Annotated in this window: 21 protein-coding genes; 8 read left to right on the forward strand and 13 right to left on the reverse strand. The window is 70.8% G+C overall.

Annotated features, from left to right (window positions below):
- From QSK18_RS19360 to QSK18_RS19370, 3 genes are all read right to left on the reverse strand, one after another.
- A complete protein-coding gene (locus tag QSK18_RS19360) occupies positions 1-450 on the reverse strand; it encodes a hypothetical protein (RefSeq protein WP_232809599.1) in 450 nt (149 codons plus the stop codon).
- A 25-nt stretch (positions 451-475) separates the two neighbouring features.
- Positions 476-1441 carry an aromatic-ring hydroxylase C-terminal domain-containing protein gene (locus QSK18_RS19365; RefSeq protein WP_232809598.1) on the reverse strand — a complete coding sequence of 322 codons (966 nt, stop codon included), beginning with the start codon at positions 1439-1441 and terminating at the stop codon, positions 476-478.
- A 119-nt stretch (positions 1442-1560) separates the two neighbouring features.
- Positions 1561-4086, reverse strand: coding sequence for a WD40 repeat domain-containing protein (locus QSK18_RS19370; protein ID WP_285621339.1), 2526 nt, complete (start codon positions 4084-4086; stop codon positions 1561-1563).
- Between the two features lie 175 nt (positions 4087-4261).
- Here QSK18_RS19370 and QSK18_RS19375 point away from each other — a divergent pair, with 175 nt between their 5' ends.
- The 4 genes from QSK18_RS19375 to QSK18_RS19390 are packed head-to-tail and all read left to right on the forward strand — an operon-like array spanning position 4262 to position 7704.
- Entirely contained in the window at positions 4262-5260 is a 999-nt protein-coding gene (locus tag QSK18_RS19375; RefSeq protein WP_232809596.1) for a Bug family tripartite tricarboxylate transporter substrate binding protein, read from the forward strand.
- Positions 5257-5787, forward strand: a complete 531-nt coding sequence (locus tag QSK18_RS19380) for a tripartite tricarboxylate transporter TctB family protein (RefSeq protein ID WP_232809595.1) — start codon at positions 5257-5259, stop codon at positions 5785-5787. Before QSK18_RS19375 ends, QSK18_RS19380 begins: the two co-directional genes overlap by 4 nt.
- A gap of 1 nt (position 5788) precedes the next feature.
- Positions 5789-7312 carry a tripartite tricarboxylate transporter permease gene (locus tag QSK18_RS19385; RefSeq protein WP_232809594.1) on the forward strand — a complete coding sequence of 508 codons (1524 nt, stop codon included), beginning with the start codon at positions 5789-5791 and terminating at the stop codon, positions 7310-7312.
- Positions 7309-7704, forward strand: coding sequence for a universal stress protein (locus QSK18_RS19390; RefSeq protein WP_285621345.1), 396 nt, complete (start codon positions 7309-7311; stop codon positions 7702-7704). The genes QSK18_RS19385 and QSK18_RS19390 overlap by 4 nt, the downstream gene beginning before the upstream one ends.
- A 94-nt stretch (positions 7705-7798) precedes the next feature.
- On the opposite strand, the gene QSK18_RS19395 is transcribed toward QSK18_RS19390, so the two are convergent.
- Positions 7799-8698, reverse strand: a complete 900-nt coding sequence (locus tag QSK18_RS19395) for a tetratricopeptide repeat protein (RefSeq protein WP_285621347.1) — start codon at positions 8696-8698, stop codon at positions 7799-7801.
- A gap of 104 nt (positions 8699-8802) precedes the next feature.
- Between QSK18_RS19395 and QSK18_RS19400 the strand changes: the two genes are divergently transcribed.
- Positions 8803-9336: a DUF4395 domain-containing protein gene (locus tag QSK18_RS19400; RefSeq protein ID WP_285621349.1), complete on the forward strand. Its 534-nt coding sequence runs from the start codon at positions 8803-8805 to the stop codon at positions 9334-9336.
- On the opposite strand, the gene QSK18_RS19405 is transcribed toward QSK18_RS19400, so the two are convergent.
- From QSK18_RS19405 to QSK18_RS19440, 8 genes are all read right to left on the reverse strand, one after another.
- Entirely contained in the window at positions 9333-10994 is a 1662-nt protein-coding gene (locus QSK18_RS19405; RefSeq protein WP_285621351.1) for an FAD-dependent oxidoreductase, read from the reverse strand. The two genes, QSK18_RS19400 and QSK18_RS19405, sit on opposite strands and share 4 nt — an antisense overlap.
- On the reverse strand, positions 10991-12322 hold the full coding sequence (locus QSK18_RS19410; RefSeq protein ID WP_285621353.1) for an LLM class flavin-dependent oxidoreductase: 1332 nt from the start codon (positions 12320-12322) through the stop codon (positions 10991-10993). The genes QSK18_RS19405 and QSK18_RS19410 overlap by 4 nt, the downstream gene beginning before the upstream one ends.
- Positions 12323-12345: 23 nt before the next feature.
- Positions 12346-13164, reverse strand: coding sequence for an ABC transporter ATP-binding protein (locus tag QSK18_RS19415; protein WP_232809588.1), 819 nt, complete (start codon positions 13162-13164; stop codon positions 12346-12348).
- Positions 13157-13966, reverse strand: coding sequence for an ABC transporter ATP-binding protein (locus QSK18_RS19420; RefSeq protein ID WP_232809587.1), 810 nt, complete (start codon positions 13964-13966; stop codon positions 13157-13159). Before QSK18_RS19420 ends, QSK18_RS19415 begins: the two co-directional genes overlap by 8 nt.
- Complete coding sequence (locus QSK18_RS19425; RefSeq protein WP_232809586.1) at positions 13963-14796, reverse strand: ABC transporter permease; 834 nt, start codon at positions 14794-14796, stop codon at positions 13963-13965. The genes QSK18_RS19420 and QSK18_RS19425 overlap by 4 nt, the downstream gene beginning before the upstream one ends.
- Positions 14796-15776: an ABC transporter permease gene (locus QSK18_RS19430; RefSeq protein WP_352396596.1), complete on the reverse strand. Its 981-nt coding sequence runs from the start codon at positions 15774-15776 to the stop codon at positions 14796-14798. Before QSK18_RS19430 ends, QSK18_RS19425 begins: the two co-directional genes overlap by 1 nt.
- 50 nt (positions 15777-15826) lie before the next feature.
- Complete coding sequence (locus QSK18_RS19435; protein WP_285621362.1) at positions 15827-17359, reverse strand: ABC transporter substrate-binding protein; 1533 nt, start codon at positions 17357-17359, stop codon at positions 15827-15829.
- A gap of 64 nt (positions 17360-17423) precedes the next feature.
- Positions 17424-18791 carry an LLM class flavin-dependent oxidoreductase gene (locus tag QSK18_RS19440; protein ID WP_232809583.1) on the reverse strand — a complete coding sequence of 456 codons (1368 nt, stop codon included), beginning with the start codon at positions 18789-18791 and terminating at the stop codon, positions 17424-17426.
- Positions 18792-19053: 262 nt separating this feature from the next.
- Here QSK18_RS19440 and QSK18_RS19445 point away from each other — a divergent pair, with 262 nt between their 5' ends.
- Genes QSK18_RS19445 through QSK18_RS19455 form a run of 3 tightly spaced genes read left to right on the forward strand, consistent with a single transcriptional unit; the run spans position 19054 to position 21122 of the window.
- Positions 19054-19962: a LysR family transcriptional regulator gene (locus tag QSK18_RS19445; RefSeq protein WP_232809582.1), complete on the forward strand. Its 909-nt coding sequence runs from the start codon at positions 19054-19056 to the stop codon at positions 19960-19962.
- Positions 19963-20478 carry a cupin domain-containing protein gene (locus QSK18_RS19450; protein ID WP_285621367.1) on the forward strand — a complete coding sequence of 172 codons (516 nt, stop codon included), beginning with the start codon at positions 19963-19965 and terminating at the stop codon, positions 20476-20478.
- 44 nt (positions 20479-20522) lie between these two features.
- A complete protein-coding gene (locus QSK18_RS19455) occupies positions 20523-21122 on the forward strand; it encodes a DUF4291 domain-containing protein (RefSeq protein ID WP_285621370.1) in 600 nt (199 codons plus the stop codon).
- Between the two features lie 11 nt (positions 21123-21133).
- Here QSK18_RS19455 and QSK18_RS19460 read toward each other — a convergent pair whose 3' ends face one another.
- On the reverse strand, positions 21134-22342 hold the full coding sequence (locus QSK18_RS19460; protein WP_285621375.1) for a glycosyltransferase: 1209 nt from the start codon (positions 22340-22342) through the stop codon (positions 21134-21136).
- Positions 22343-22416 lie beyond the last annotated feature (74 nt).

Raw genomic sequence — 22416 nt, forward strand, 5'->3', positions numbered from 1 at the left:
TCAGGCCACGGGGACGGGGAAGCGCTGCCGGAAGGCCTTCCCGTCCCGGGCCTGGCGCTCGATCTGCACCACGGCCACCAGCACCAGCGACATCAGCACGGCCAGGCCGATCACCACGGCATTGGCGTCGAGCAGCACCCGGCCCCAGGCGGTCAGCGGGCCCGCGGCCAGCAGGAGGGCCAGGGGGCGGCGGGCCTGCAGGGTGCGGGCCAGCGAGCTCAGCCGAACGCGGTCGGTGTCGGGCATGCCGCAGTCCTGCTCCTCGGCGCGCACCAGGCGGGCCAAGCGGGCGCTGTCGCCCGGGTGATAGCCACCCACGCCCTCGGCGCGGCGACGCCGGCCGTCGGCGACCGTGTTGCGGTACAGCAGGAAGGCTCCGGGCAGCACCAGCACCAGACCGACGAACTGCAGAGCCAGCCCGATCCACTCAAGAACACCCGGAGATTGCATGGCGGCAATCTACTAGCGGCCGGGGCTAGGGATGGCCGAGGGCCCGCAACAGAGCCCGGGTCAGCGCCGCGGGATCGTCCTGCGCCACCACCGCCGCCACACAGGCGTCCGGGCGGATCAGCCAGGCCTCCCCCGCCCGCATCCCCAGAGCCCGAACGACGCGGTCACCACCATGGACACCGTCGAGCGGCACCAGGTCGATCGGGGCGGTGGAGACCGATACGGCCGCCCGGTAAAGCTTTTCGCTGTACCTACCGTCGGCGACCAGCACCGTGAAGCCACCCCGCACCACCTCCCGCAGCCGTCGCACCCGGGGCCGCCCGGGCAGTCCGACCGCAATGTCGGGTATCAGTGCGCCCGGGGTTGGGGCACCAATTGAAGGACGAGTGGGGTCGGGTGTGGTGAGCACAGAGTCGCCGTACCAGCGGGGCGGGGTCGCGCGCTCGGTGTAGTAGCTGCCCAGGAGCGCTGGACCACCCCAGCCATTGGCATCGAAAAACACCTTCCAAGACAGATTCTCGGCATCCAGAACACCGGCTTCCAGCCCATCTCCGGCAGAGAGGGTGAGCACCCGCGCCAGCACGGGGCCGGCGCCCGCTTCGCTCAGGACCAGATGCGATCCCGCGAAACTCACTTCACCGCCCCGACAGCGAAAGCTGGTACGCAGCAGGTCGTCCTGCAGGGACAGGCCGGCCAGTTCGTACCCCCAGAAGGTGAACACCCCAAGACCGGCAAGAGCCTGGTCCAGCAGATCGTCGATCCGACCCCCGGCCTCGACGGAGCGGCGGCTGATCCCGATCGTCTCCCAGATGTCCAGCACGTCCTCAGAAGGCTGCTCGGCGGCGGAACGGCCCGGATCACGGGTGCTGCTCGCCTCGAACAGGCGCACGTCCAGACCCCAGCGGGCGATCAGCGCCGCCGCGGTCCGGCCGGCCATCCCCGTGCCCACGACCAGGACGGGCAGCTTCACCGGCCAGGCGCGCACGGTCATGCAGTGACGCTACGCCTGCCCGTGGCCCCCCATCAGCGGCACCCAGTGTCGTGCGACCAGCGGTCAGCCCCTGGCAGGGATCCCGGGCGCGTGGGCCCCGAGATCACGCAGATGATCATCTAGGTCACATACGTGAGCAGATGCACGCCGTGCCGATCGCTGGCCGCGATCTGCCGCGAAGCCGGGTCCCAGGTGATCCGCAGGACCTCGTCGTCGATCCGCATCATCGTGACGGAGTGCCACTCCAGCGCGCTCCACAACCGGATCGTCCCGTCCTCGCACCCGGTGGCCAGCCAACGCCCGTCCGGGCTGAAGGCGGCCGCGGTGAGCAGGCCGCCCGTCCAGTTCAGGGTGCGGGTGCGGACGCCGGTACTCACGTCCCAGATCTGGGCGTGGTTCTCGCGGCCACCGCTCAGGAGCAGTCGGCCCGCCGGATGCGGGGCCAGCACGCAGACCCCGGTTTCGTGGCCCAACAGCTCGCAGAGCACCGTTCCGGCGGGCATTTCCCAGATCAGGACGCGTCGGTCCTGGCCACCGCTGGCCAGCCAGGTGCCGTCGGGGCCGGCTTGGAGGGCGGCGACGGGGCCGGTGTGGCGACGCAGGAGCCGGGGCGGTTGCAGGTCGTAGGCGTCGACATGCCGACCGGCCTGGACCGGGCGCATGTCCCAGAGCAGCACCGCACCCGACTCTCCCCCGACGGCCAGCCAGGAACCGTCCGGCCCGGCGGCGCCGGCGGCGAGCCGGCGGCCGGGCTCACGCTTGGCCCGGCGCCGGGGAAGGCGAGCGGTCCAGCGTCGTTCGTCCGGGTCCGGCAACTGGGAGCCCGGCAGACCGTGGGGTCCACCCATTCCGGTGATGCTCGACCGGAGAATCAGGTGGGCGCCGTGAGTGCCGGCGATCGCAACCCAGGAACCTTCCGGGCTGGCGGCCAGGACGGCCCAGGGGTCGAGGACGGTTCGTGAGATCGAGGTCCTCTCCCAGACATGGGATCCGCGATATGCAACGTCGTGCCAGCGCGCAGAGGGCTCGCTCTCCCCCTTGGTCGGAGACTCGGCCCAGAGCCGGACCGGGGCACGGTCGAGCGCGATGGCCCAGTCCCCCTGCGCCCCCATCTCGGCCCGGATGCTCGCGGACAGACGTGGCTCCAGCCAGACATCGGACACTACGCCGACCACCGAGCGCTCGGCCGCGTCCCAGATCTCGGCCCGACCGCGATCGTCGGGCTGCCCACGGTAGGCCGTCCGGGCGCTCAGGGTCAGGACCCAGCGGTGGTCGGGGCTGACCGCGATCGGCAGAGCTGTGTCCGGTTGGTGCGCGGCGGAGGCCTTCTGCTCCGGTCGGTGCACGAGCCCGGACATCGCCCAGATCCGCACCGTCCCGTCAGAGGGACACCCGGCCAGCCAGGCCCCGTCCGGGCTGAAGGCCACTGCAGTGAACGGCGCGTACTGCCGGCCCGATGACAGATACCTGTTTCCCGGACGGCGCTCGTCCACGAAGAGCCCGTCGTACCAGCAGATACCGGTGTCCCCCGCCGCGGCGAACAGGGACCCGTCCGGGCTGAAGGCCATCGCCGTGGTGTCTCGGACGCTGCCGTCCATGTAGTTGCCCGCCCAGGCCTCCTGGGGGAAGTACTCGGTCGTGGCCGCACCCGGGCAGCCCGTTCCGGGCCCGGTGTAGTCGAACGCGGTCGCGAACTGGCGGCCGTCCGCACTGATGGCCAGCGTCGTCCGGTCCACGACCGATTTCTGGTGCGGCAGGGCGGTGGCCGTGAACTCGTGGCCGTCGAACGTCCATGCACTCAGGACCTGTCGGTGCCCACCGGCCAGAAGGCGCGAACCGTCTTCGGTGACGGCCAGGGCCGTCACCGGACCTTTCTGGCCGCGCAGGACGGCACGGGTGCGGCCGGATCGGGTGTCGTGGACGCGCACCTCGTCGCCGGTGCTGCCGGTGGCGATCCAGGTGCCGTCGGGAGCGGCCGCCAAGGCGGTGATCGGGCGACGGTGCCCGGGCAGGGTCGTGCGGACCTGGAAGGTGGTGGCGTCCCAGATGCGGACGCTGCGGTCGGTGCTGCCGCTGGCGATCCAGGAGCCGTCCGCAGCCGCCGCCACCGCAGTGACGGGGCCCTGGTGTCCCTCCAGTACCGCGCGCAGCCGGAAGGTGCCGGCGTCCCAGAGCCGCACCGTGTGGTCGCTTCCCGCGGTGGCCAGCCAGGAGCCGTCAGCGCTGGCACAGACGGCCAGGACTGGTCCGACGTGGCCGCGCAGGGTGGCGATGAGCGCCGGGTCCGCTTCTACCGGGGGACGCCATGCGTAACGAAAGCGGCTGCCACTCAGCGCTTCCTGGAGATTCCGAGCCGATTCGGCCCACTCCGGCTCGACGGCCAGCCGATTCAGCAGCAGGGACGGCAGCGCCTGGGGCGGATCGGTGGGCTCCAGGGCGTGCGCGTGACGGCGCAGCACCCCGGCCAGCCGCTCGGCCCGGCCGCCACTCACGCTGCCCCACGCCGGGGCCTGATTCTCGGCGGCCACCACGATCAAGCCCTGGATCACCCCCTCTGGACCGAGCTCGTCCAGGCGTTCCAGGACCCAGCGCAGATCCGCCTGCGCTCCGTCGGCCCTCCCCGGGCGATCCACCTCTTCCGTCATCGGCCCCTCCTGCTCGGGGGGAACAGTGCAAATCCGGAGCAACCGGTCGGCTCCGGTGACCACGGGCGTTGTCCGGGAGCGACAGCCGGGCCGGAACTCGTCGCCCCGGGACGCTAGTGCCGGTGATCCGATGTGCGTAGTTTGTGCCGCAGCTCACCGATGGAGAGGAGCTCGCGTGTCGCTACGACATCTCGGTGCCATCGTTGTCGCCGGGCTGGGCGCGGTGGCCCTGACCACCCTGACCGCCTGCGGGCAGGAGGCCCCCACCAACAGCGCCTCCGGGTTCCCGTCCACCGGGCGTCTGCAGATCATCGCCCCGGCCGCGCCGGGCGGCGGCTGGGACGGCACCGCCCGGTCGCTGCAGACCGCCATCGAGGACTCCGACCTGGTGAAGAACACCCAGGTGATCAACGTGGAGGGGGCCGGCGGCACGATCGGCCTGGCCCGGTTCGTGGCCGACGACGACCCCAAGCAACTGCTGGTGATGGGTGCCACCCTGGTCGGCGCGATCGCGGTGAACCAGTCGCAGATCACCATCGACGACGCGGTGCCGGTGGCCCGGCTCACCGGCGAGTACCACGTGCTGGTGGTGCCCAAGGACTCGAAGTTCCAGACCCTCGCCGACTTCACCGAGGCGTTCAAGTCCGATCCCGGGGGCCACGCGATCGCCGGCGGATCGGCCGGCGGCACCGACCAGGTCACCGCCGGGCTGTACGCCGAGGCGGTCGGCGTGGACCCGCGGGAGGTCAACTACATCCCCTACTCCGGTGGCGGCGAGGCCCTGGCCGCCATCCTCGGAGGCAAGGTCGCGGCCGGGATCTCGAACGTGCAGGAGTGGGGCGGCCAGATCGAGTCCGGAGACCTGCGGGTCCTGGCGGTCAGCGCCCCCGAGCGACTCGACTCCCTGGACGCGCCGACCTTCCAGGAACAGGACGTGGACGTCGAACTGGCCAACTGGCGTGGGGTTCTCGCCCCGCCCGGCACCTCCGACGAGCAGGTCGAGGACATCCAGCAGTTCCTCACCGAGGTGCACGGCACCCCGCAGTGGAAGGAGGCCCTGGAGTCCAACGGCTGGGAGGACACCTTCCTGGTCGGCGCGGAGGTCGAGCCGTTCTTCCGGGAGCAGTCGGCCGAGATCCGCGAGACCCTGACGAAGATCGGACTGGTCCAGTGACCTCCACGCCGCAGACACCCGACCACACCGACGGGACCGACCACACGGACCGCGGCCTGACCGAGATCGTCCCTGCCGTTCTGCTCGTCCTGGTCGGCATCTACATGATCATCGACGGGCACGGGCTGCGTACCCCGCCCACCGAGGGCGCGATCGGCCCGCGGTTCTTCCCCTACGTGGTCGGCGGCGGCCTGATCGTGGTGGGTCTGTGGCTGGCGGTGGCGGTCTGGCGCGGCGACCGGGCCGAGCCCGAGCAGGGCGAGGACGTGGACAGCGAGGCCCGCACCAGCTGGCCCACCCTGGGCGCCCTGGCCGGACTGATGCTCGTCTACGTCCTGGTCCTCGAACCGGTCGGCTACCTGCTCTCGACCATCGGCCTGTTCGCCGGCACGGCCTGGACGCTGGGCGCCCGCAACCCGCGCTCGCTGGTCGCGGTCAGCCTGCTGGCCCCGTTCGTCACCTTCATCGTGTTCACCCGCCTGCTCGGCGTGTACCTGCCCAACGGCATCCTCCAGGCGGTGATCTGAGATGGGCAGTTTCGACCTGCTGCTGCAGGGCTTCCAGGACGCGCTGACCCCCACCTACCTGCTGTACGCGCTGGCCGGGGTGCTGATCGGCACCGCCGTGGGGGTGCTGCCGGGCATCGGCCCGGCGATGACCGTGGCGCTGCTGCTGCCGATCACCTTCACCCTCGACCCGACCGGCGCGTTCATCATGTTCGCGGGCATCTACTACGGCGGCATGTACGGCGGCTCCACCACCTCCATCCTGCTGAACACCCCGGGCGAGGCCTCGTCCATCGTCACCGCCCTCGAGGGCAACCGGATGGCCAAGGCCGGACGCGGGGCGGCCGCCCTGGCCACCGCCGCGATCGGCTCGTTCGTGGCCGGCACCCTGGCCACGATCCTGCTCACCCTGATCGCCCCGCAGATCGCCGACCTGGCCGTGAAACTCGGCCCGCAGGACTACTTCGCCCTGATGATCCTGGCCTTCCTGACCGTCTCGGCGGTGCTCGGGGCCAGCCTGGTGCGGGGTCTGGCCAGCCTGCTGATCGGTCTCACCCTGGGCCTGGTCGGCATCGACGCGCTCACCGGGCAGTCCCGGCTCACCCTCGGCATCCCGCAGCTGGCCGACGGGGTCGACGTGGTCGTGGTGGCGGTCGGCCTGTTCGCGGTGGGCGAGGCGCTGTGGGTGGCCTCCCGGCTGCGGCACACCCCGGCCCAGCTGCTCAACGTCTCCGGCCCCTGGATGACCCGGCAGGACCTGAGCCGCTCGTGGAAACCCTGGCTGCGCGGCACCGCCCTCGGCTTCCCCTTCGGCACCCTCCCGGCCGGCGGCGCCGAGATCCCCACGTTCCTGTCCTACGCCGCCGAGAAGCGCCTGTCCAAGCACCCCGAGGAGTTCGGCAAGGGCGCGATCGAGGGCGTGGCCGGGCCGGAGGCCGCCAACAACGCCGCCGCCGCCGGTGTTCTGGTACCCCTGCTCACCCTCGGGCTCCCCACCTCGGCGACCGCCGCCGTCCTCCTGGCCGCCTTCCAGCAGTACGGGCTGCAGCCCGGGCCGGCCCTGTTCGAGACCAACGGCGACCTGGTCTGGGCCCTGCTGGCCAGCCTCTACATCGGCAACGTGCTGCTGCTGGCGCTGAACCTGCCCCTGGTGGGCCTGTGGACGCGCCTGCTGCGCATCCCCCGCCCCTACCTGTACGCGGGCATCCTGATGTTCGCCGCCCTCGGCTCGTACACGATCAACCTCTCCGCCATCGACGTCGCCCTGCTGTTCGCCATCGGCGCCCTGGGTTTCGTGATGCGGCGCTACGGCTGGCCGGTCGCTCCCGCCGTGGTCGGCCTGATCCTCGGCCCGATCGCCGAGCAGCAGCTGCGCCGGGCCCTGGCGATCAGCGAGGGCGACGTCAGCACCCTCTGGTCCACCGCGTTCTCCGCCACCGTCCTGGTCATCTGTGCCCTGGTGGTCCTGATCCCCCTGACCCTGCGTCTGGTCCGCAGGCCGGCCACCACCGAGACAACCCAGCCGAAAGAGGAGCAGAACCAGTGACCGTAGTCCTGGCCCACGTCCCCAACCCCGCCGCCGAGGCCGCCTTCACCGCCGCCCTGGAGCAGGCCGTCTTCCGCGGCAGCGACATCGTGCTGGTGAACGCCACCAAGGGCGACGCCCTGGTCGACCCGCACTTCGCCAGCGCCGAGGCCCTCGACGCGCTGCAGGAACGGGCCTCCACGGCCGGCGTGCGCCTGAGCGTGGAACGCCCGGTCGACCCCGACATCCCCGGTGCCGTGCTGGCCGCCGCCGGCCGCCACCGGGCGTCCGTGATCGTCATCGGCATCCGGCACCGCTCCGCTGTGGGCAAGTTCCTGCTCGGCAGCGACGCCCAGCGGATCCTGCTCGACGCCGACTGCCAGGTGCTCGCCGTGAAGGCCCCAGCGGCCTAGGGCGGAGCGGATCCGGGGCAGGCGACCGTCTCCCTGCGCCGAGGTGTACACCTGGTACACGGTGTACACCTCGGCGGCCAGACCTTGTCCTGGCTCAGCGCTGTCCGGATGCGGCTCGCCTGAGCTTGCGGTGAGCCCGGTTGAGCTGACGTCGGTGGGTCGCGTAAAGGTGCCGCAGATTACGCCCGGCCAGAGCGTCTGCACCGGCAGCGCCTCGCTGAAAAGCTGCCTGAGCTTCCAGAAATCGCCGCTGTTCCCACAGCAGGGTGCCGAGATTGTTCCAGGCGAACAACTCACCGGCTGCGGCTGCCTGGCGCAGGAGGTCCTCGGCGCCGACCAGATCGTGACGGTCTTCCTCGAGCAGCAACGCCAGCTTGATGCTGGAGTCGGCATGCCCGGCGTCCACACCCCGGCGCAGCAGGCTCTCGGCCTGGTCGAGATCACCGCCGGCTCGCAGGATCCAGGCCAGGTCCGACCGTGCGTCATCGTCCACCTCCGCGCCCTGACGCAGGAGTGCCTCCACGTCGGCCGTGGGATCGTCCTCGTAGAGCCAGACTCCCAGGTAGCCGGCCGAGTACGCATCCCCCTCACCGGCAGCCTGGCGCAGGAGGTCCTTGGCGGCGGCCGGGTCGCCGTGCCAGCGCCGCAGGTCACCCAGCGCTCTCATCGCCCGGGCGTCGCCCGCGATCTCGGCCTGGCGGTAGGCCTCCTCCGCCGAGGCCCAGTCCTGCAGCTCTTCGTGGTGGATGCCCAGGTTCAGGTAGGCATCGGGGTCGCCCTGCTGGGCGGCCGCACGATAGGCGTCGACAGCTTCCGCATGGCGCTCCAGGCTGCCCAGACTGTTTCCCAGCGCGAGCCAGGCGTGGGGATGCCCCAACTCGGCAGCCCGGCGGAACAGTGGTTCGGCGTCGGAATGCTGGCCGGACTCCGCAAGGTCGCAGGCCCTGTCGTACAGGTCATCCACATCTTTCGACCGGGCCGGGGGTTCGCTCACCCCCTCAGCATCCCGCACCCACCGGAGGTCTTCTTCTCTACCGGAAACATAGGCATGATGTGATGGGGGCCGAGCGAACGACGTCTGACGGAACGGAACGCACGATGGAGCAGATCAGTACGGCCCAGTTGGTCTCCGTTCCCAAGCCCGGTTTGTTCAGCTTTCCCAACCCGGTCAACGAGCTGGCCGCCCGGGCGGTGGCGGCCGGGGTGGTGGCGTTGTCCGCACTGACGCTGCTACTGAGCCTGCTGGTCGACGACGGCTGGCTGTGGCTGAGCGTGCTGCTGGCCTACGGATTCATCGCCCGGGTGGCGGCCGGCCCCACGTTCAGCCCGCTCGGACAGCTGGCCACCCGGGTGATCGCGCCGCGGCTGGGCCCGGCGCGCCCCACGCCCGGGCCGCCCAAGCGCTTCGCCCAGGCGATCGGGGCGGTCGTCACCAGCGCCGCGGTCGTCCTCACCGCAGTGGGGCAGGCCGGGCCCGCGCAGATCCTGCTGGCGATGATGGTGCTCTTCGCCGGCCTGGAGTCGGCGCTCGGGTTCTGCGTCGGCTGCCGGATCTTCGCCCTGCTGATGCGGGCCGGCCTGATCCCGGATACGGTCTGCGAGGCCTGCGCCGACATCAGCCGCCGCCCCTAGAGCACCCGCTCGAACACCGCCTCCGCCCCGCCCGGGGGTAGTTCCTCACCGCGCCAGGCCACGTGCTGGTCGGGGCGGATCAGGAAGTACGGCGCGTCCTGGTAGAGCTGGCCCGCCGGAACGTCTTTCAGGTGGATCACCGTGAAGCCCAGCCCACGGCGTTCCGCGGCCTCACTGAACGAGGTCTCCAGCGAACGGTTGTCGCCCAGCGATACCAGGGCGAACCCGGCACCGATCCGGTCGTAGAGCGTACTGCCGTAGGTGTCGACCAGACCGTTCGGCGCCCGGTGGCCGGGCCTCGGGTCGTCCCGGTAGACCGCCGGATCCCATTCCGGCTCGTCGGGTTTCGCCTCGTACCAGATGGAGCGGGACTGGTCGTAGCGCTCGTCGAAGGTGACACCCGGGGCGACCACCGACTCCGCGGCCAGCCGGGCCCGGATCTTCTCGCGTCGCTCCCCCGCCCACTCGCTCACGTCGTCGTCGGCCGGAATGCCCTCGGCCCGCAACTCGGCCAGGGTGGCACGGCTGCGGCGTGAGCGTTCCAGGGCGTGGTCGGCGATGCGCCAGTTGTGCCGGCGGCGCTCCTCGTCGTAGGAGTCGAGCAGGCCGTCCGAAGCCTGGTTCTGCAGGACCGCAGCCAGTTTCCAGCCCAGGTTGACCACGTCGCCGAAGCCCTCGCCGAGGTTGCCGCCCGGGGTGCGCACGTGCGCCGCGTCTCCGGCCAGCAGGATTCGCCCACGCCGGAAGGTCTGGGCGATCCGGCTGGCGTCGTAGTAGACCGTTGCCGAGACCAGTTCCAGGTCCAGATCGAAACCGAAGGACGCCTGCGCGGTCTCGATCAGTTCGCTCTCGGTGGGTTCGTGGTCGAGGGGGAAGGGACCGGCGTACACCCGCCAGTCGTGGTGGCTGACGGCCGCCAGGAATCCCGAGGACTTCTCGTTGAAGACGATGTTCACGCCACTGGGCGCCGGTCCGACCTTGTCGGCGATGTCGCCGGTGCGCACGATCAGCCGGTAGCGCTTCTCGGTGGCCCGTTCACCGTCTCGTTCGATGCCGGCCAGAGTGCGCACGGTGCTGCGGTTTCCGTCGGCGCCGATGATGAACCGCGCCTCGACGACCCGCTCCTCACCGTCGCGGACCACGGAGGCGAGCACCCCGTCCTCAGTTTCTTGTAGTGCCCGTAGTTCCCAGCCCCCGGAGACCGGCACGTCCAGCTCGCGCAGGCGGTCCAGGAAGACCTTTTGCAGAGCCGATTGAGGACGTCGGAGGGCCTCTTCCACACTCGGTTTGCGTTGGGCGGTGCGCGAGTACACCGGATCCGGCCCCAGGTCGTGACCGGCCAGTGAGGTGATCAGCCGGATACCACGGTTCCACTCCGGAGGGAACGTCCACTCGTCGCGAATCCGCTGCAGCAGACCCCAGCGACGGAAATGCTCGACCACGCGCGGGGTATGGCCCATCGCGCCGGCCCGTACCAGCGTCGCTTCGGTGGCTTTGTCCACCACGGCCACGTTCAGGCCGCGGCCGCGCAGTTCGACCGCAGCGGAGAGGCCGACCGGCCCGGCACCGACGACCAGGACGTCAACTGCGACCGGTGGCGTGTCCTGCGGGAAGGGCACGACGTGGACGTCGCGGCCTCCGGTCAAGGTGCGGCTCACTGGGCAACCTTCGCTGTGTAAAGGTTTTCCGGGATCGGAAGGCCGAGATTGCCGCGCAGGGTGTCCGCCTCGTACTCGGTCCGGAACAGTCCGCGCTTCTGCAGCACCGGCACCACGTCCCCGGCGAACCGCTCCAGATCCTCCAGCGCACGGAAGCGCAGGTTCAGACCGTCGGCCGCACCGGTGACGAACCACTCCTCGATCGCGTCGGCCACGGTGTCGGGAGCGCCGGTGAACGGGGAAGGCTTGTACTCGGTGAGCGTGTCCACCACCTGCCGCAGGGTCAGGTTCTCGGCCGCGGCCCGGTCGACGATCGCCTGACCGGCGGTGCGGCCGCCCTTCTCGGCCAGGTGCGCCACGTCGGGGAAGGGTGCGTCGAGGTCGTGCCGGCTGAAGTCGTACGCTCCGAAGCTGCGCCCGAGGAAGCCGAGCTTGCGGTCGAAGTCGTTGTCCTCCTCGAAGATCTCACGCGATCGCCGGTGCGCCTCCTCGTCGGTGCCGGCGACCACCGGGGTGGCTCCGGTGAAGATCAGCACGTGCTGCGGGTCGCGGCCCACCGCCTCGGCCCGGCGCTTGATGTCGCGGAAGTAGGCCTGGGCCTCGGCCTGCGAGCCACCCGGGGCGTAGATGCCCTCGGCCACCTGCGCGGCCAGGTTACGGCCCTCCTCGGAGACCCCGGCCTGGAAGATCACCGGCTGGCCCTGCGGGGAACGCGAGATGTTCAGCGGACCGGCCACTTTGAAGTGCTCGCCGACGTGGTTCAGGGCGTGCAGCTTGGCCGGGTCGAGGAACACGTTCGCGTCGAGGTCGGCGGGAAAGGCGTCGTCCTCGTAGGAGTCCCACAGCCCGCGGACCACCTGCACCGCCTCGAGCGCCCGGCCGTAACGGGTGGCGTAGTCGAGGTGCTCGTCCAGGCCGTAGTTGCGCGAGGTGCCGGTGTCGAAGCTGGTGACCACGTTCCAGGCCGCCCGCCCGCCGCTGATCTGGTCCAGCGAGGCGAAGCGCCGGGCCAGGTTGAACGGCGAGTTGTAGGTGGAACTGGCGGTGGCGACCAGGCCGATCCGGCTGGTGTGGGTGGCCACCGCCGAGAGCAGGGTCAGCGGCTCCAGCCGGTTGAGGTAGTGCGAGGGGTAGTCGGCGGTGATGAACTGGCTGTCGACCACGAAGAACGCGTCGAACAGGGCCTGTTCGGCGATCTGGGCCTGGCGGATGTAGTACTGGATGTCGATGCTGGCGTTCTTCGGGACCCGGGGGTCCTTCCACAGGCCGTGCTGGCCGGGGCCGCCCACCCCGTAGGCGGAGACCGCGAGATGCAGCTTGCGGGTCATGGCAACTCCTCTCGAGGGGTGGTCTACAGCTGGGCCCGCAGGGCCCGGCGTTCTTCGCGCGAGGCCGGGGCCGAGCGCAGGGTGGGCACGGAACCGAGCAGCAGGCGGGTGTAGGCGTGCTGCGGTTCCCTCAGCACCGTGCGGGTCGGCCCGGCCTCGACCAGTTCGCCCTGGTAGAGCACGGCCACCCGGTCGGCGACCCCGGCCACCGAGCCCAGGTCGTGGGAGATGAACACCAGCGCGGTGCCGGCGTCGCGCAGATCCTTGATGATCTGCAGCACCTGCACCCGGTTGGCCGCGTCGAGCGCCGAGACCGGCTCGTCCAGGATGATCAGCTGCGGCTGGACCACCAGGGCCCGGGCCACGGCCACCCGCTGACGCTGACCGCCGGAGAGCTCGGCGGGCAGGCGGGGCAGCAGTTCCGCCTCCAGGTTGACCCGCTCCAGCTGGGTCCGGACCAGGCCCAGGGCCTCGGCGCGCGAGTCGCCGCGCACCAGCAGCGGTTCCAGCAGCGACTCCTGGACGGTGAGATCGGGGTCGAGGCTGCGCAGCGGGTCCTGGAACACGTACTGCACCACCCCGCGCCGGCGGAAGGCCCGCCACTGCCGCTGCGAGTAGCCGGTGACGTCCTGGCCGCCCACCCGGATCCGGCCGGCGCTGGGCGAGACCAGGCCGAGGACCGAACGGGCCAGGGTGGACTTGCCCGAGCCGGTCTCGCCGATCAGGCCGACCGCCTCCCCGGCCCGCACCGACAGCGAGACCCCGGTCAGGGCCCGGTGACGCTTGGCCCGGAGGCCGTAGTGCACCTCGAGATCGGTCACTTCCAGGACGGGTTCAGCCATCGACAGCCTCCAGGAACCGGTCGAGCCCGTACTGCTCGTGCTCGCGGATCAGCAGTTGGGTGTACTCGTGCTGCGGGTCGTGCAGCACCTGCGCGGTGGGGCCCTGCTCGACCACCGAGCCGGAGCGCATCACCAGCACCTCCTGGCACAGCTGGGCGACCACGGCCAGGTCGTGGGAGACCAGGACCAGCCCCAGGCCGATGCTCTCGCGCAGGTCCGAGAGCAGGTCGAGGATCTCGGCCTGCACGGTGACGTCGAGGGCGGTGGTGGCCTCGTCGGCGATCAGCACCTTGGGCTCCAGCGAGATGGCGGCCGCGATCAGCACCCGCTGCTGCATGCCGCCGGACAGTTCGAACGCGTACTGGTCGTAGACCCGGTGCGGGTCGCGCAGGTGCACGGCCGAGAGCAGCTCCAGGGCCCGTTCCCGGGCCTGGCGCCGGCGCAGCCCGGCCTTGACCCGCAGCACCTCGGCGATCTGCGAGCCGACGGTCAGTGAGGGGTTCAGGTACGAGGCCGGGTCCTGGAAGACCGCGCTGATCGTCGAGCCCCGCAGCGCCGTCCACTGCCGGGTGGTCAGGCCCGCGATGTCCGAGCCGTCGATGGTGACCGAGCCGCCCGAGACGTGCAGTCCCTCGGGCAGGATGCCCAGGGCCGAGCGGCAGGTCAGGGTCTTGCCACTGCCGGACTCCCCGACGATGCCGACCACCCCGCCGGCCGGCAGGTCGAAGGAGACCCCGTGCACGAGTTCCCGGTCCTCGGTACTGATCCGTACGTCCTGCAGGGAAAGCACCGAATCGCTCATCGAGCCACCTCCACGACCCGGCGCGGCGTACCGGAAACGTCCCGCAGGGCGTCCGCCAGCAGGTTGCAGCCCCAGACGGTGCCCATGATCAGCAGCGCCGGGACCACCGGGGCCCAGGGCTGGTAATCCAGGTAGCCCAGGTCCGAGGCCAGCAGACCGCCCCAGGTGGGAGCCGGGGGCTGCACCCCGACCCCGAGGAAGGTCAGGCTGGAGACCACCACGAAGCCGACGCCGATGGTCTGGGCCAGCGCGATCCCGATCGGCGGCAGCACCTTGACCCAGACGTGCCGGCGCAGCACCTGCCCGAACGAGGAGCCGCAGATCAGCGCGGCCTCCACGTACTGCGAGCGGGCCACCGCAAGGGTGGCCGCCCGGGAGACCCGGAAGAACAGCGGCGAGACCAGGACGCCCACGGTGAGCATGGCCTGGGTGATGCCGTTGCCCAGCAGGGCGGTCACTGCCACCGCGAAGACCAGGAAGGGCAGCGAGATCAGCGTGTCCACCAGGCGCAGGGCCGTCCACTCGAACACCCGGCCGAGGTAGACCGACAGGATGCCCGGCAGCACCCCCACGGCCATCGCCATCAGCGCCACCTGCAGCGAGCCGACGATGCTGGTGCGCGAGCCGTCGAGCAGCCGGCTGAGCACGTCGCGGCCCAGGTAGTCGGTGCCCAGCCAGTGCTGCCAGGACGGCCCGGCCAGGGCCTGCGGGCTGCCGGCCAGCGGGTCCTGCGGGGCGACCAGCGGGCCGAACACGGCCAGGAAGGCGACCAGGCCGAGGATGGCGAAGGCGATCTTGCCGGTGGGCAGCGCCCAGATGCGTTGCAGCATCACACCCCCCGCTGGGAGGCCGGGGTGAGCCGGCCCAGGACGATGTTGACGACCAGGTTGAACACCACGACCAGGACGATCGAGACGACCAGCACGCCCTGCACCGCGGGCACGTCACCGGCCTGGGCGGAGTCGTTGGCGAAGCGGCCGAAACCCTGCAGCCCGAAGATCCACTCGGTGACCACCGCACCGCCGATCAGGGCCGGGAACTTCAGCCCGAGCACCGCCAGGGTCGGGCCGATGCCGTTGCGCAACACGTGCCGCAGGAAGATCCGGCGCGGGCTGAGCCCGCGCACCAGGGCCCCGGTGACGTAGTTCTCGCGATAGGCGGCGATCAGCCCGGAGCGCAGCTGCCGGGCCACGTCGGCGACCACGTCCAGGCTGAGCGCCAGGGCGGGCAGCAGGATGTGCGAGAACCACGGCCAGGCGCCGACTTCCAGCGGCACGTAGCCCGAGGCCGGGAACCAGCCGAGGCCGACGGCGAACACGGTGACCAGGACGATGCCCACCACGAAGGCCGGCATCACCGAGAACACCGTCATCACCGCGGTGATCGTCCGGTCGATCCAGGTGCGCGGGCGCAGCGCCGCCAGGGCCCCGAAGGCGAAGCCCAGGACGATGCCGATGGTCAGGGCGAGCGCGGCCACCGAGAGGCTGATGCCCAGGCCGAGCCCGATCAGCTCGGCCACGCTCGCCCCGTTGGACCAGCTGTTGCCCAGGTCGCCGCGCAGCATGTCGGTCAGCCAGGTCCAGTACTGGCTGAGGAACGGCTGGTCCAGACCCCACTGCGCCTCGATCCGGGCGATCGCCTCCGGGGTGGCCTGCTCCCCCAGTGAGAGCCGGGCCGGGCTGAGACCGCTGATCGCCCGCAGCGCGAAGGTGACGAAGGTGGCCACCAGGAACACCGGCACGAAGATCGCCACCGACTGCACCAGGGTGAGCAGGATCCGCCCGAGCACCCGGCCGGCCCGTACGGCCAGGTCGCTCGAGCGGCGGGCGGGCAGCACCAGCAACCGGTTCTCCAGAACGGTCACGAGATCTTCACACCGGTCCAGTTGATGTGCCCCGGGTTCTTCGGCAGCGCGGAGATCGCCGGGTCCTTCACGTACACGTTCGGCTGTGAGTAGGTGAAGACCAGGGCCTCACTGACCAGACCCTCGCGAGTGGCGGCCTGCAGGACCGAGGCGTAACCGGCGTCCTCAAGCGGGGTTTCCCGGACCGCGGCCACCGCCTTCTCGAAACCTTCCGGCTCGTAGGGGGTGCTGAGGTTCAGCGGGCCGTTGGGGCCGAAGTGCGCGGTCAGGGTCTGCAGCGGCGAGTCCCGCCCGGTGGTGCCGTAGAGCGAGGCCACCAGGTCCTTGGCGAAGAACGGGGTGGCCCAGTTCTTGTCGATCTTGATGTTCACCGTGATGCCGATCGCGGCCAGCTGCGCCTGCACAATCTCGGCGGCCGGGTCCTCGTCCGGGATCACCAGGTCGATGCTCAGGTCGTCGCCGGAGTACTTCGACTGCGCCAGCGCCGCCTTGGCCTTGTCCACGTCGTAGGGCCACAGGTCGGCCGACTGCGGGTCGTAGGCGATGTACTCCTTCGGGAACGGCTGGGTGGCCGGGGTGCCGTAGCCGAAGGTCAGCTTGTCCACGAACTCCTGCCGGTTGATGCCGTGGCGCACGGCCTCGACCACCTTCGGGTCGTCGAACGGCTTCTTGTTCACGTTCAGGCTCAGGTTCGAGGCGTTGTAGCCGGGCTGCACGAACACGTCCAGGCCGGCGTCCTCGGCCGCCTCGGCCTGGCTGGGGGCCAGGTCGGAGAAGTTGTACACGCCGGTCTGCAGGCCCGAGACCACGGTGGAGGGGTCGGGGGCGGAGACCAGCTCGACCTTGTCGATGTGGATGTTCTCGGCGTCCCAGTAGTCCGGGTTCTTCTCCAGCACCGCCTTGGTGCCGGGGATGATCTGGGAGACCACGAAAGGCCCGTGCCCGACCGGGTTCTGGTCCAGCGTCTTGGGGTCGGCGGCGGCCTTGGGGCTGGCCACCTGCAGCACCCGCTCGCCGAACAGCAGCGGGATCTGGTAGTCGACCTGGGTCAGGTGCACCACCGCGTCCAGCTCGCCCTCGGTGGTCACCTTGTCGATCGAGGTGAGGTCACCGAACAGGGCCGAGTCCTCCTGGGTCTTGGCCCGCTCGATCGCCTGCTTGACCGCGTCCGCGTTGACCGGGGTGCCGTCGCTGAACTTCAGCCCGGCCCGCAGGTGGAAGGTGACCTGGTCGCCCTGGTCGTTGTACTCCCAGCTCTCGGCCAGGTCGGGCACCGCCTCACCCTTCTCGTCCACCCGGGTGAGCGAGGCGTAGACCAGGGAGAGGTGACGGAACTGGGCGCCGGAGCCGCCGACCACCGGGTCCCAGTGGGTCGGGAAGTAGCTGCTGGCCCACTTCAGGGTGGCCGCGCCGGCCGCCCCGCCGGAACCGGAGTCACCGCCGCAGGCCGCCAGCACCGCGCCGAGCACGGGAGCGGCCAGCAGACCGCTCAGGAAGGACCGACGACGTAGATCAGGACTGGGGTTCATGGCTGTTCCTCGGTTCGGGTTCGGGCAGGGGAAGTCAGAGGGAGTGAGAGGGAGTCAGGAGGAGTCAGGGGACGAGCAGGGGAGCTTCGGACGTGGTGGACCGGGCTGCGGTGTGGCGGTTCTCCGGGACCGGGAGGCCGAGGTTGCCGCGCAGGGTGGTGGACTCGTACTCGCTGCGGACCACGCCGCGCTCGCGCAGGATCGGCAGGACCTGCTCGGTGAAGCGGGCGAACTCGCGCGGGGAGTTGACGCTGATGTTGATGCCGTCGAAGCCCCCGGCCTCGAACCAGCGCTGGATCTCATCGGCCACGGTGAGCGGCGAGCCGACGAAAGGTGAGCGCCCGGAAGCCAGCTGGTGCTCCACAACCTGCCGAAGCGTCCATTGGTTGGTCTGGGCGAGCCGGGTGATCGCCTCGGCCTGGGTGCGGAAGCTGCGCTCCCCCGCCGCCGCCACCGACGGGAACGGCGCGTCCAGGTCGTACTGGCTGAAGTCGTGCCAGCCGAAGGGCCGGCCCAGTTCGGCCAGGGCCTTCTCGAAGCTCTTGGCCCCCAGCTGGGCGTCCTGCCGGGCCTGCGCCTCCGCGTCGGTGTCGGCGATCACCGGGAAGATGCCCGGCACGATCAGCACGTGCTCGGGGTTGCGGCCCTTGGCCGCGGCCCGCTCGCGGATCTCGGTGCGGAAGGCCACCGCCTGCTCCAGGCTCGGGGCGTGGGTGAAGATCGCGTCGGCGATCTCGGCGCCCAGGTCGCGGCCCTCCTCGGAGTCGCCGGCCTGGAAGATCACCGGCTGCCCCTGCGGGGTGCGCTCGATGTTCAGCGGCCCGACCACCGAGAAGTGCTCCCCGACGTGGTTCAGGGCGTGCAGTTTCGAGCGGTCCAGGAACACCTGGCGCTCGCGGTCGCGGGGCAGGGCGTCGGCCTCGTAGGAGTCCCACAGCCCCTGGGCCACCCGCACGTGCTCCAGCGCCCGGCCGTACCGGGTGGCGTAGTCGAAGTGCTGGTCGCGGCTGTAGTTGCCCGCCGTGCCGGCGTCGCCGCTGGTGACCACGTTCCAGCCGGCCCGGCCGCCGCTGATGTGGTCCAGCGAGGCCAGCCGGCGGGCCACGTTGAACGGCTCGTTGTACGAGGTGGTGAGGGTGCCGACCAGGCCGATGTGCCGGGTGTGCACGGCGATCGCCGAGAGCAGGGTGAGCGGCTCGAGCCGGCTGAGGTAGTGGTTCGGCGAGTCGGGGGTGATGAACTGGCTGTCCACGATGAACACGTGGTCGAAGCGGGCCGCCTCGGCCTCCTTGGCCCGGTCGATGTACCAGTTCACGTCGACGCTGGCATCGGCCGGGATCTCCGGATCGAGCCAGGTGCGGTGCTGGCCGGGACCACCGACGCCGAGCAGGATCGCCCCGAGCTTGAGGGTGCGACGGGGTGTTTCAGGCATGGCGGAGCCCTTCTGACGGCATGACGACGAGAAACATCGAGAACGGGAGAACAGCGGGAACGAGGGACGACGCGGCGCCGTCAGGTGCGCGGCGCGGCTGTCAACGGGTGGTCAGCGACAGTTGGCGGGGTTCGCGAGGGCCGTCCGGGTCATGTCCTCGAGCATGCGTGGCCAGGGGTTTTTCTGTCCAGGTGTCGGGGTCTGACGCTTTGTGATGAACACCCATCACGATTTCCGATCATTCTCTAGTATTCTGATAGACATGAGTCAGATCCTGGACATCGCCCCGCTCCGCAGTTTCGTGGCCGTCGCGGACACCGGCGGTTTCCAGCGCGCCGCCACCTCCCTGCACCTCAGCCAGGCCGCGGTCAGCCAGCACGTGCGCAAGCTGGAGAGCGCGACCGGCCGGGTCCTGATCGAGCGGCACGGCCGGGGCTCGCGACTCACCGGCGACGGGGAGAGACTGCTGGTCCAGGCCCGCCGCCTGCTGGCCCTGCACGACGAGACGCTGCGCAGCTTCGGCCGGCACAGCACCGAGTCGGTGGTGATCGGCTCCACCGAGCACGCCGCCGCGCAGCTGCTGCCCTACCTCTCCGCGCAGCTCGCGACCACCCTGCCGGACCTGCGCATCCGCTTCCGCCTCGACCGCGGCACCAAGCTGCGCGAGGGCCTGGCCGAGGGCCGGGTCGACCTGGCGCTGCTGCTCGGCCCGGCCGACGACCTGCGCGCCACGCCGGTCGGCAATCTGGCTCTGACCTGGTACGCGGCGCCCACCTGGCAGCGCCCGCCGGGTAACGCGCCGATCCCGGTGGTGGCCTTCGACCAGCCCTGCGCCCTGCGTTCGCGGGCTCTGGAAACCCTTGCGGAAAACGCGATCCCGGCTATGGTTAACGCCGAGGCGATCCAGCTGGCCGGGGTCCAGGCGGCCGTCGGGGCCGGTCTGGGCGTGGCGCTGATGGCCACCCTGGGCCAGACCCCCGAGGGTCTGGCCCCTCGTCACGACCTGCCCGCCCCCAAGCCCCTGCCACTGGCCGTCTGGGCCCGGCGGGGCCTGTCCCCGCACACCGTCGCCCCGGCCGTCGATGCGCTGCGCCGGCTGCTCGCCCGGCCCGCGCTCACCCCCGCGCCCTACCCCGAATACGCCCCAGTCGAGTACGCCCAGGGAGCCTGAATGCCCGCCGTCCACCTGCCCGCCGCCTCGCAGGGCGACGAACCGGTCCGCACCCCCAGCGGCGTGCTGCTGCCGCCCGGGATCGACCCGTTCCACACCCGCCTGCACCAGATCGCCCCGGCGAACCTGGTCGGGCAGACCACCCAGACCTCGGGCATGAAGCGGCTGGAGGCGGTCAGCGGCAAGACGGTCGGCGCCCAGAACCTGTGGATGGGCCAGACCCACGTGCCCGCCCTGACCAACTCCGGCAACCACCACCACGGCGCCTCCGAGACCGCGATCTACGTGGTCTCCGGGCACCCGGTGTTCGTGTTCGCCGACCTCGACGGTCCCGAACCGGTGGAGCGCCGGATCGAGACCTCCCCCGGCGACTACGTGTTCGTACCGCCCTGGGTGCCGCACCGCGAGGAGAACCCCGACCCTGGAGAGGAGGCGCTGGTGGTGATCGCCCGCACCACCCAGGAGGCGGTGGTGGTCAACCTGAACGGCCTCGACTGGTCCGAGGTGAGTCTCTAAACCGGTGGCCGTCCACCCGCCGCCCGCACGATCATGGCCTTCTCATGGAAACGCCACATCACCAGGTCCGGGCGACCTGGACCGAGTCCACCATCACCGTCTACCAGGCCTACTCCCCCGGGATCGCCGAACCGGCCCTCGCCGCGGGCCGGTTCGTCACCCCGTTCAGACGCGAGCGGATGACCTGGATCAAACCCTCGTTCCGGTGGATGATGTACCGCTCCGGCTGGGCCACCAAACCCGGCCAGGAACGGGTGCTCGCGGTCGAGCTCACCCGCACCGGCTTCGAAGCGGCCCTGACCCGCTCGTGCGCCAGCAGTTTCGACCGCGCCCGCCACCCCGACCGTGCCACCTGGGCCAGGGCCCTGAAGGCCTCGCCAGTTCGCTACCAGTGGGACCCGGAACGCTCACTGCAGATGCAGCCCCTGCCGTTCCGCTCCCTGCAACTGGGGCTCTCCCGGGATGCGGTAGACCAGTACGTGGACGAGTGGATCGTGGGTCTGCACGACGTCACCGGCCTGGCCCACCAGATCCACGCCCACGTCTCGGCCGGCGAACTCGAAACCGCCCAGGCCCTGCTCCCGCCCGAAACCCCCTACCCACTCCCACCCGACGTCGCCGAGGCGATCGACGCGACCGTCTGAGTGCACCGCGGTCAAGCCGCTCCCAGCGCCCGAGCCGCCACGAGCGTCCCATCGGTCCTGATCTGCCCGGCCACTTCCTGGGCCGCAGCCGCCAGGGGTAAGGCTTTCCGGAGCGCCTCGGTCAGTGAGTGCGCCGTGGGAACACTGCCTTCGTGCGCCACGCCGATGCCCAGTTCTGAGACGCGGCGGGCGAAGAAGGGCTGGTCCACGACCTGTGGCACGATCACCTGGGGTACGCCGGCGCGGGCGGCGGCGGTCGTGGTGCCCGCGCCGCCGTGATGCACCACGGCGGCGCAGCGGGGGAACAGACTTTGCTGGTTCACATCCCCGACCACGAAACAGTCGTCCTGGGAGTCGATGGCCGACAGCCCGGCCCACCCCTGGGCCAGGATGATGCGGCGGCCCAGGGCGCGGGCCGCCTCCACCGCAGCCGTCGCGACCTCCGCGGACGCATTGCCCATGGCCATGCTGCCGAATCCCACGTACACCGGCGCATCTCCCGCCGCCAGGAACGCCTCCACCTCAGGCGCGAGAGGTCTTGTGTCGGGCAGGATCCAGGCGCCGGTCTGCAGCACGTCGACCAGGTCCGAAGGCTGCCAGGGAGCCAAGGTGGGGTCGACCGCCAACCATGGACGTTTGTTCAGGACATGGGCGCGAATATCCGGCACCGGGGGTAGCCCGACGGTGGCCCGGTGGTCGTTCACCGCCCCGCCGAAGATGGCATTCATGTTCTCGACGTCGAGCTTCCACAGCTCGCGGTTGTCCGTGACGTCCGGTGGCAGCGGACGACCGGGGTAGGCGATCGGCGGCTGGTGGGGCGAGGGCATCGTCACCGACTGGAACGCCACCAGGTGAAAGGGCAGTCCGAGCTGGTCGGCGGCGGTGCGGGCTCCGGCCGCAGCGGGCATCAGACCGCTGCCGATGATCACGTCGGCCTTCTGCGCCGCCTCGAGCACCACCTCGTACTGCGCCGCGGTCACCGTCCGCGCCCGCTCCGGCAACGTTACGTGCGGGTTCGCCCGGGCGTGGGCAATCAGCTCCTTCACCGACATTCCGGCCGGCACCATGGCCACGCCCGAACGTTCCAGCAACGCCTCGAACTCGGGCTCGGGCGGCGCACAGACCACCGCCTCGACGCCCAGCTGCTGCAACGTCACGCCGAGCGCGGCCATCGGCTCGACGTCTCCTCGCGACCCGTAGGTCGACATCACCACTCGCATAGCGGAACCCCCAGAAATCGCTGACCGCGAGCGATTCTGAGGGGTGACGGGGGCCTTGCCGCAAGGCCCCCACT

It is taken from the genome of Kineosporia sp. NBRC 101677 (assembly GCF_030269265.1).
Classification (GTDB): domain Bacteria; phylum Actinomycetota; class Actinomycetes; order Actinomycetales; family Kineosporiaceae; genus Kineosporia; species Kineosporia rhizophila.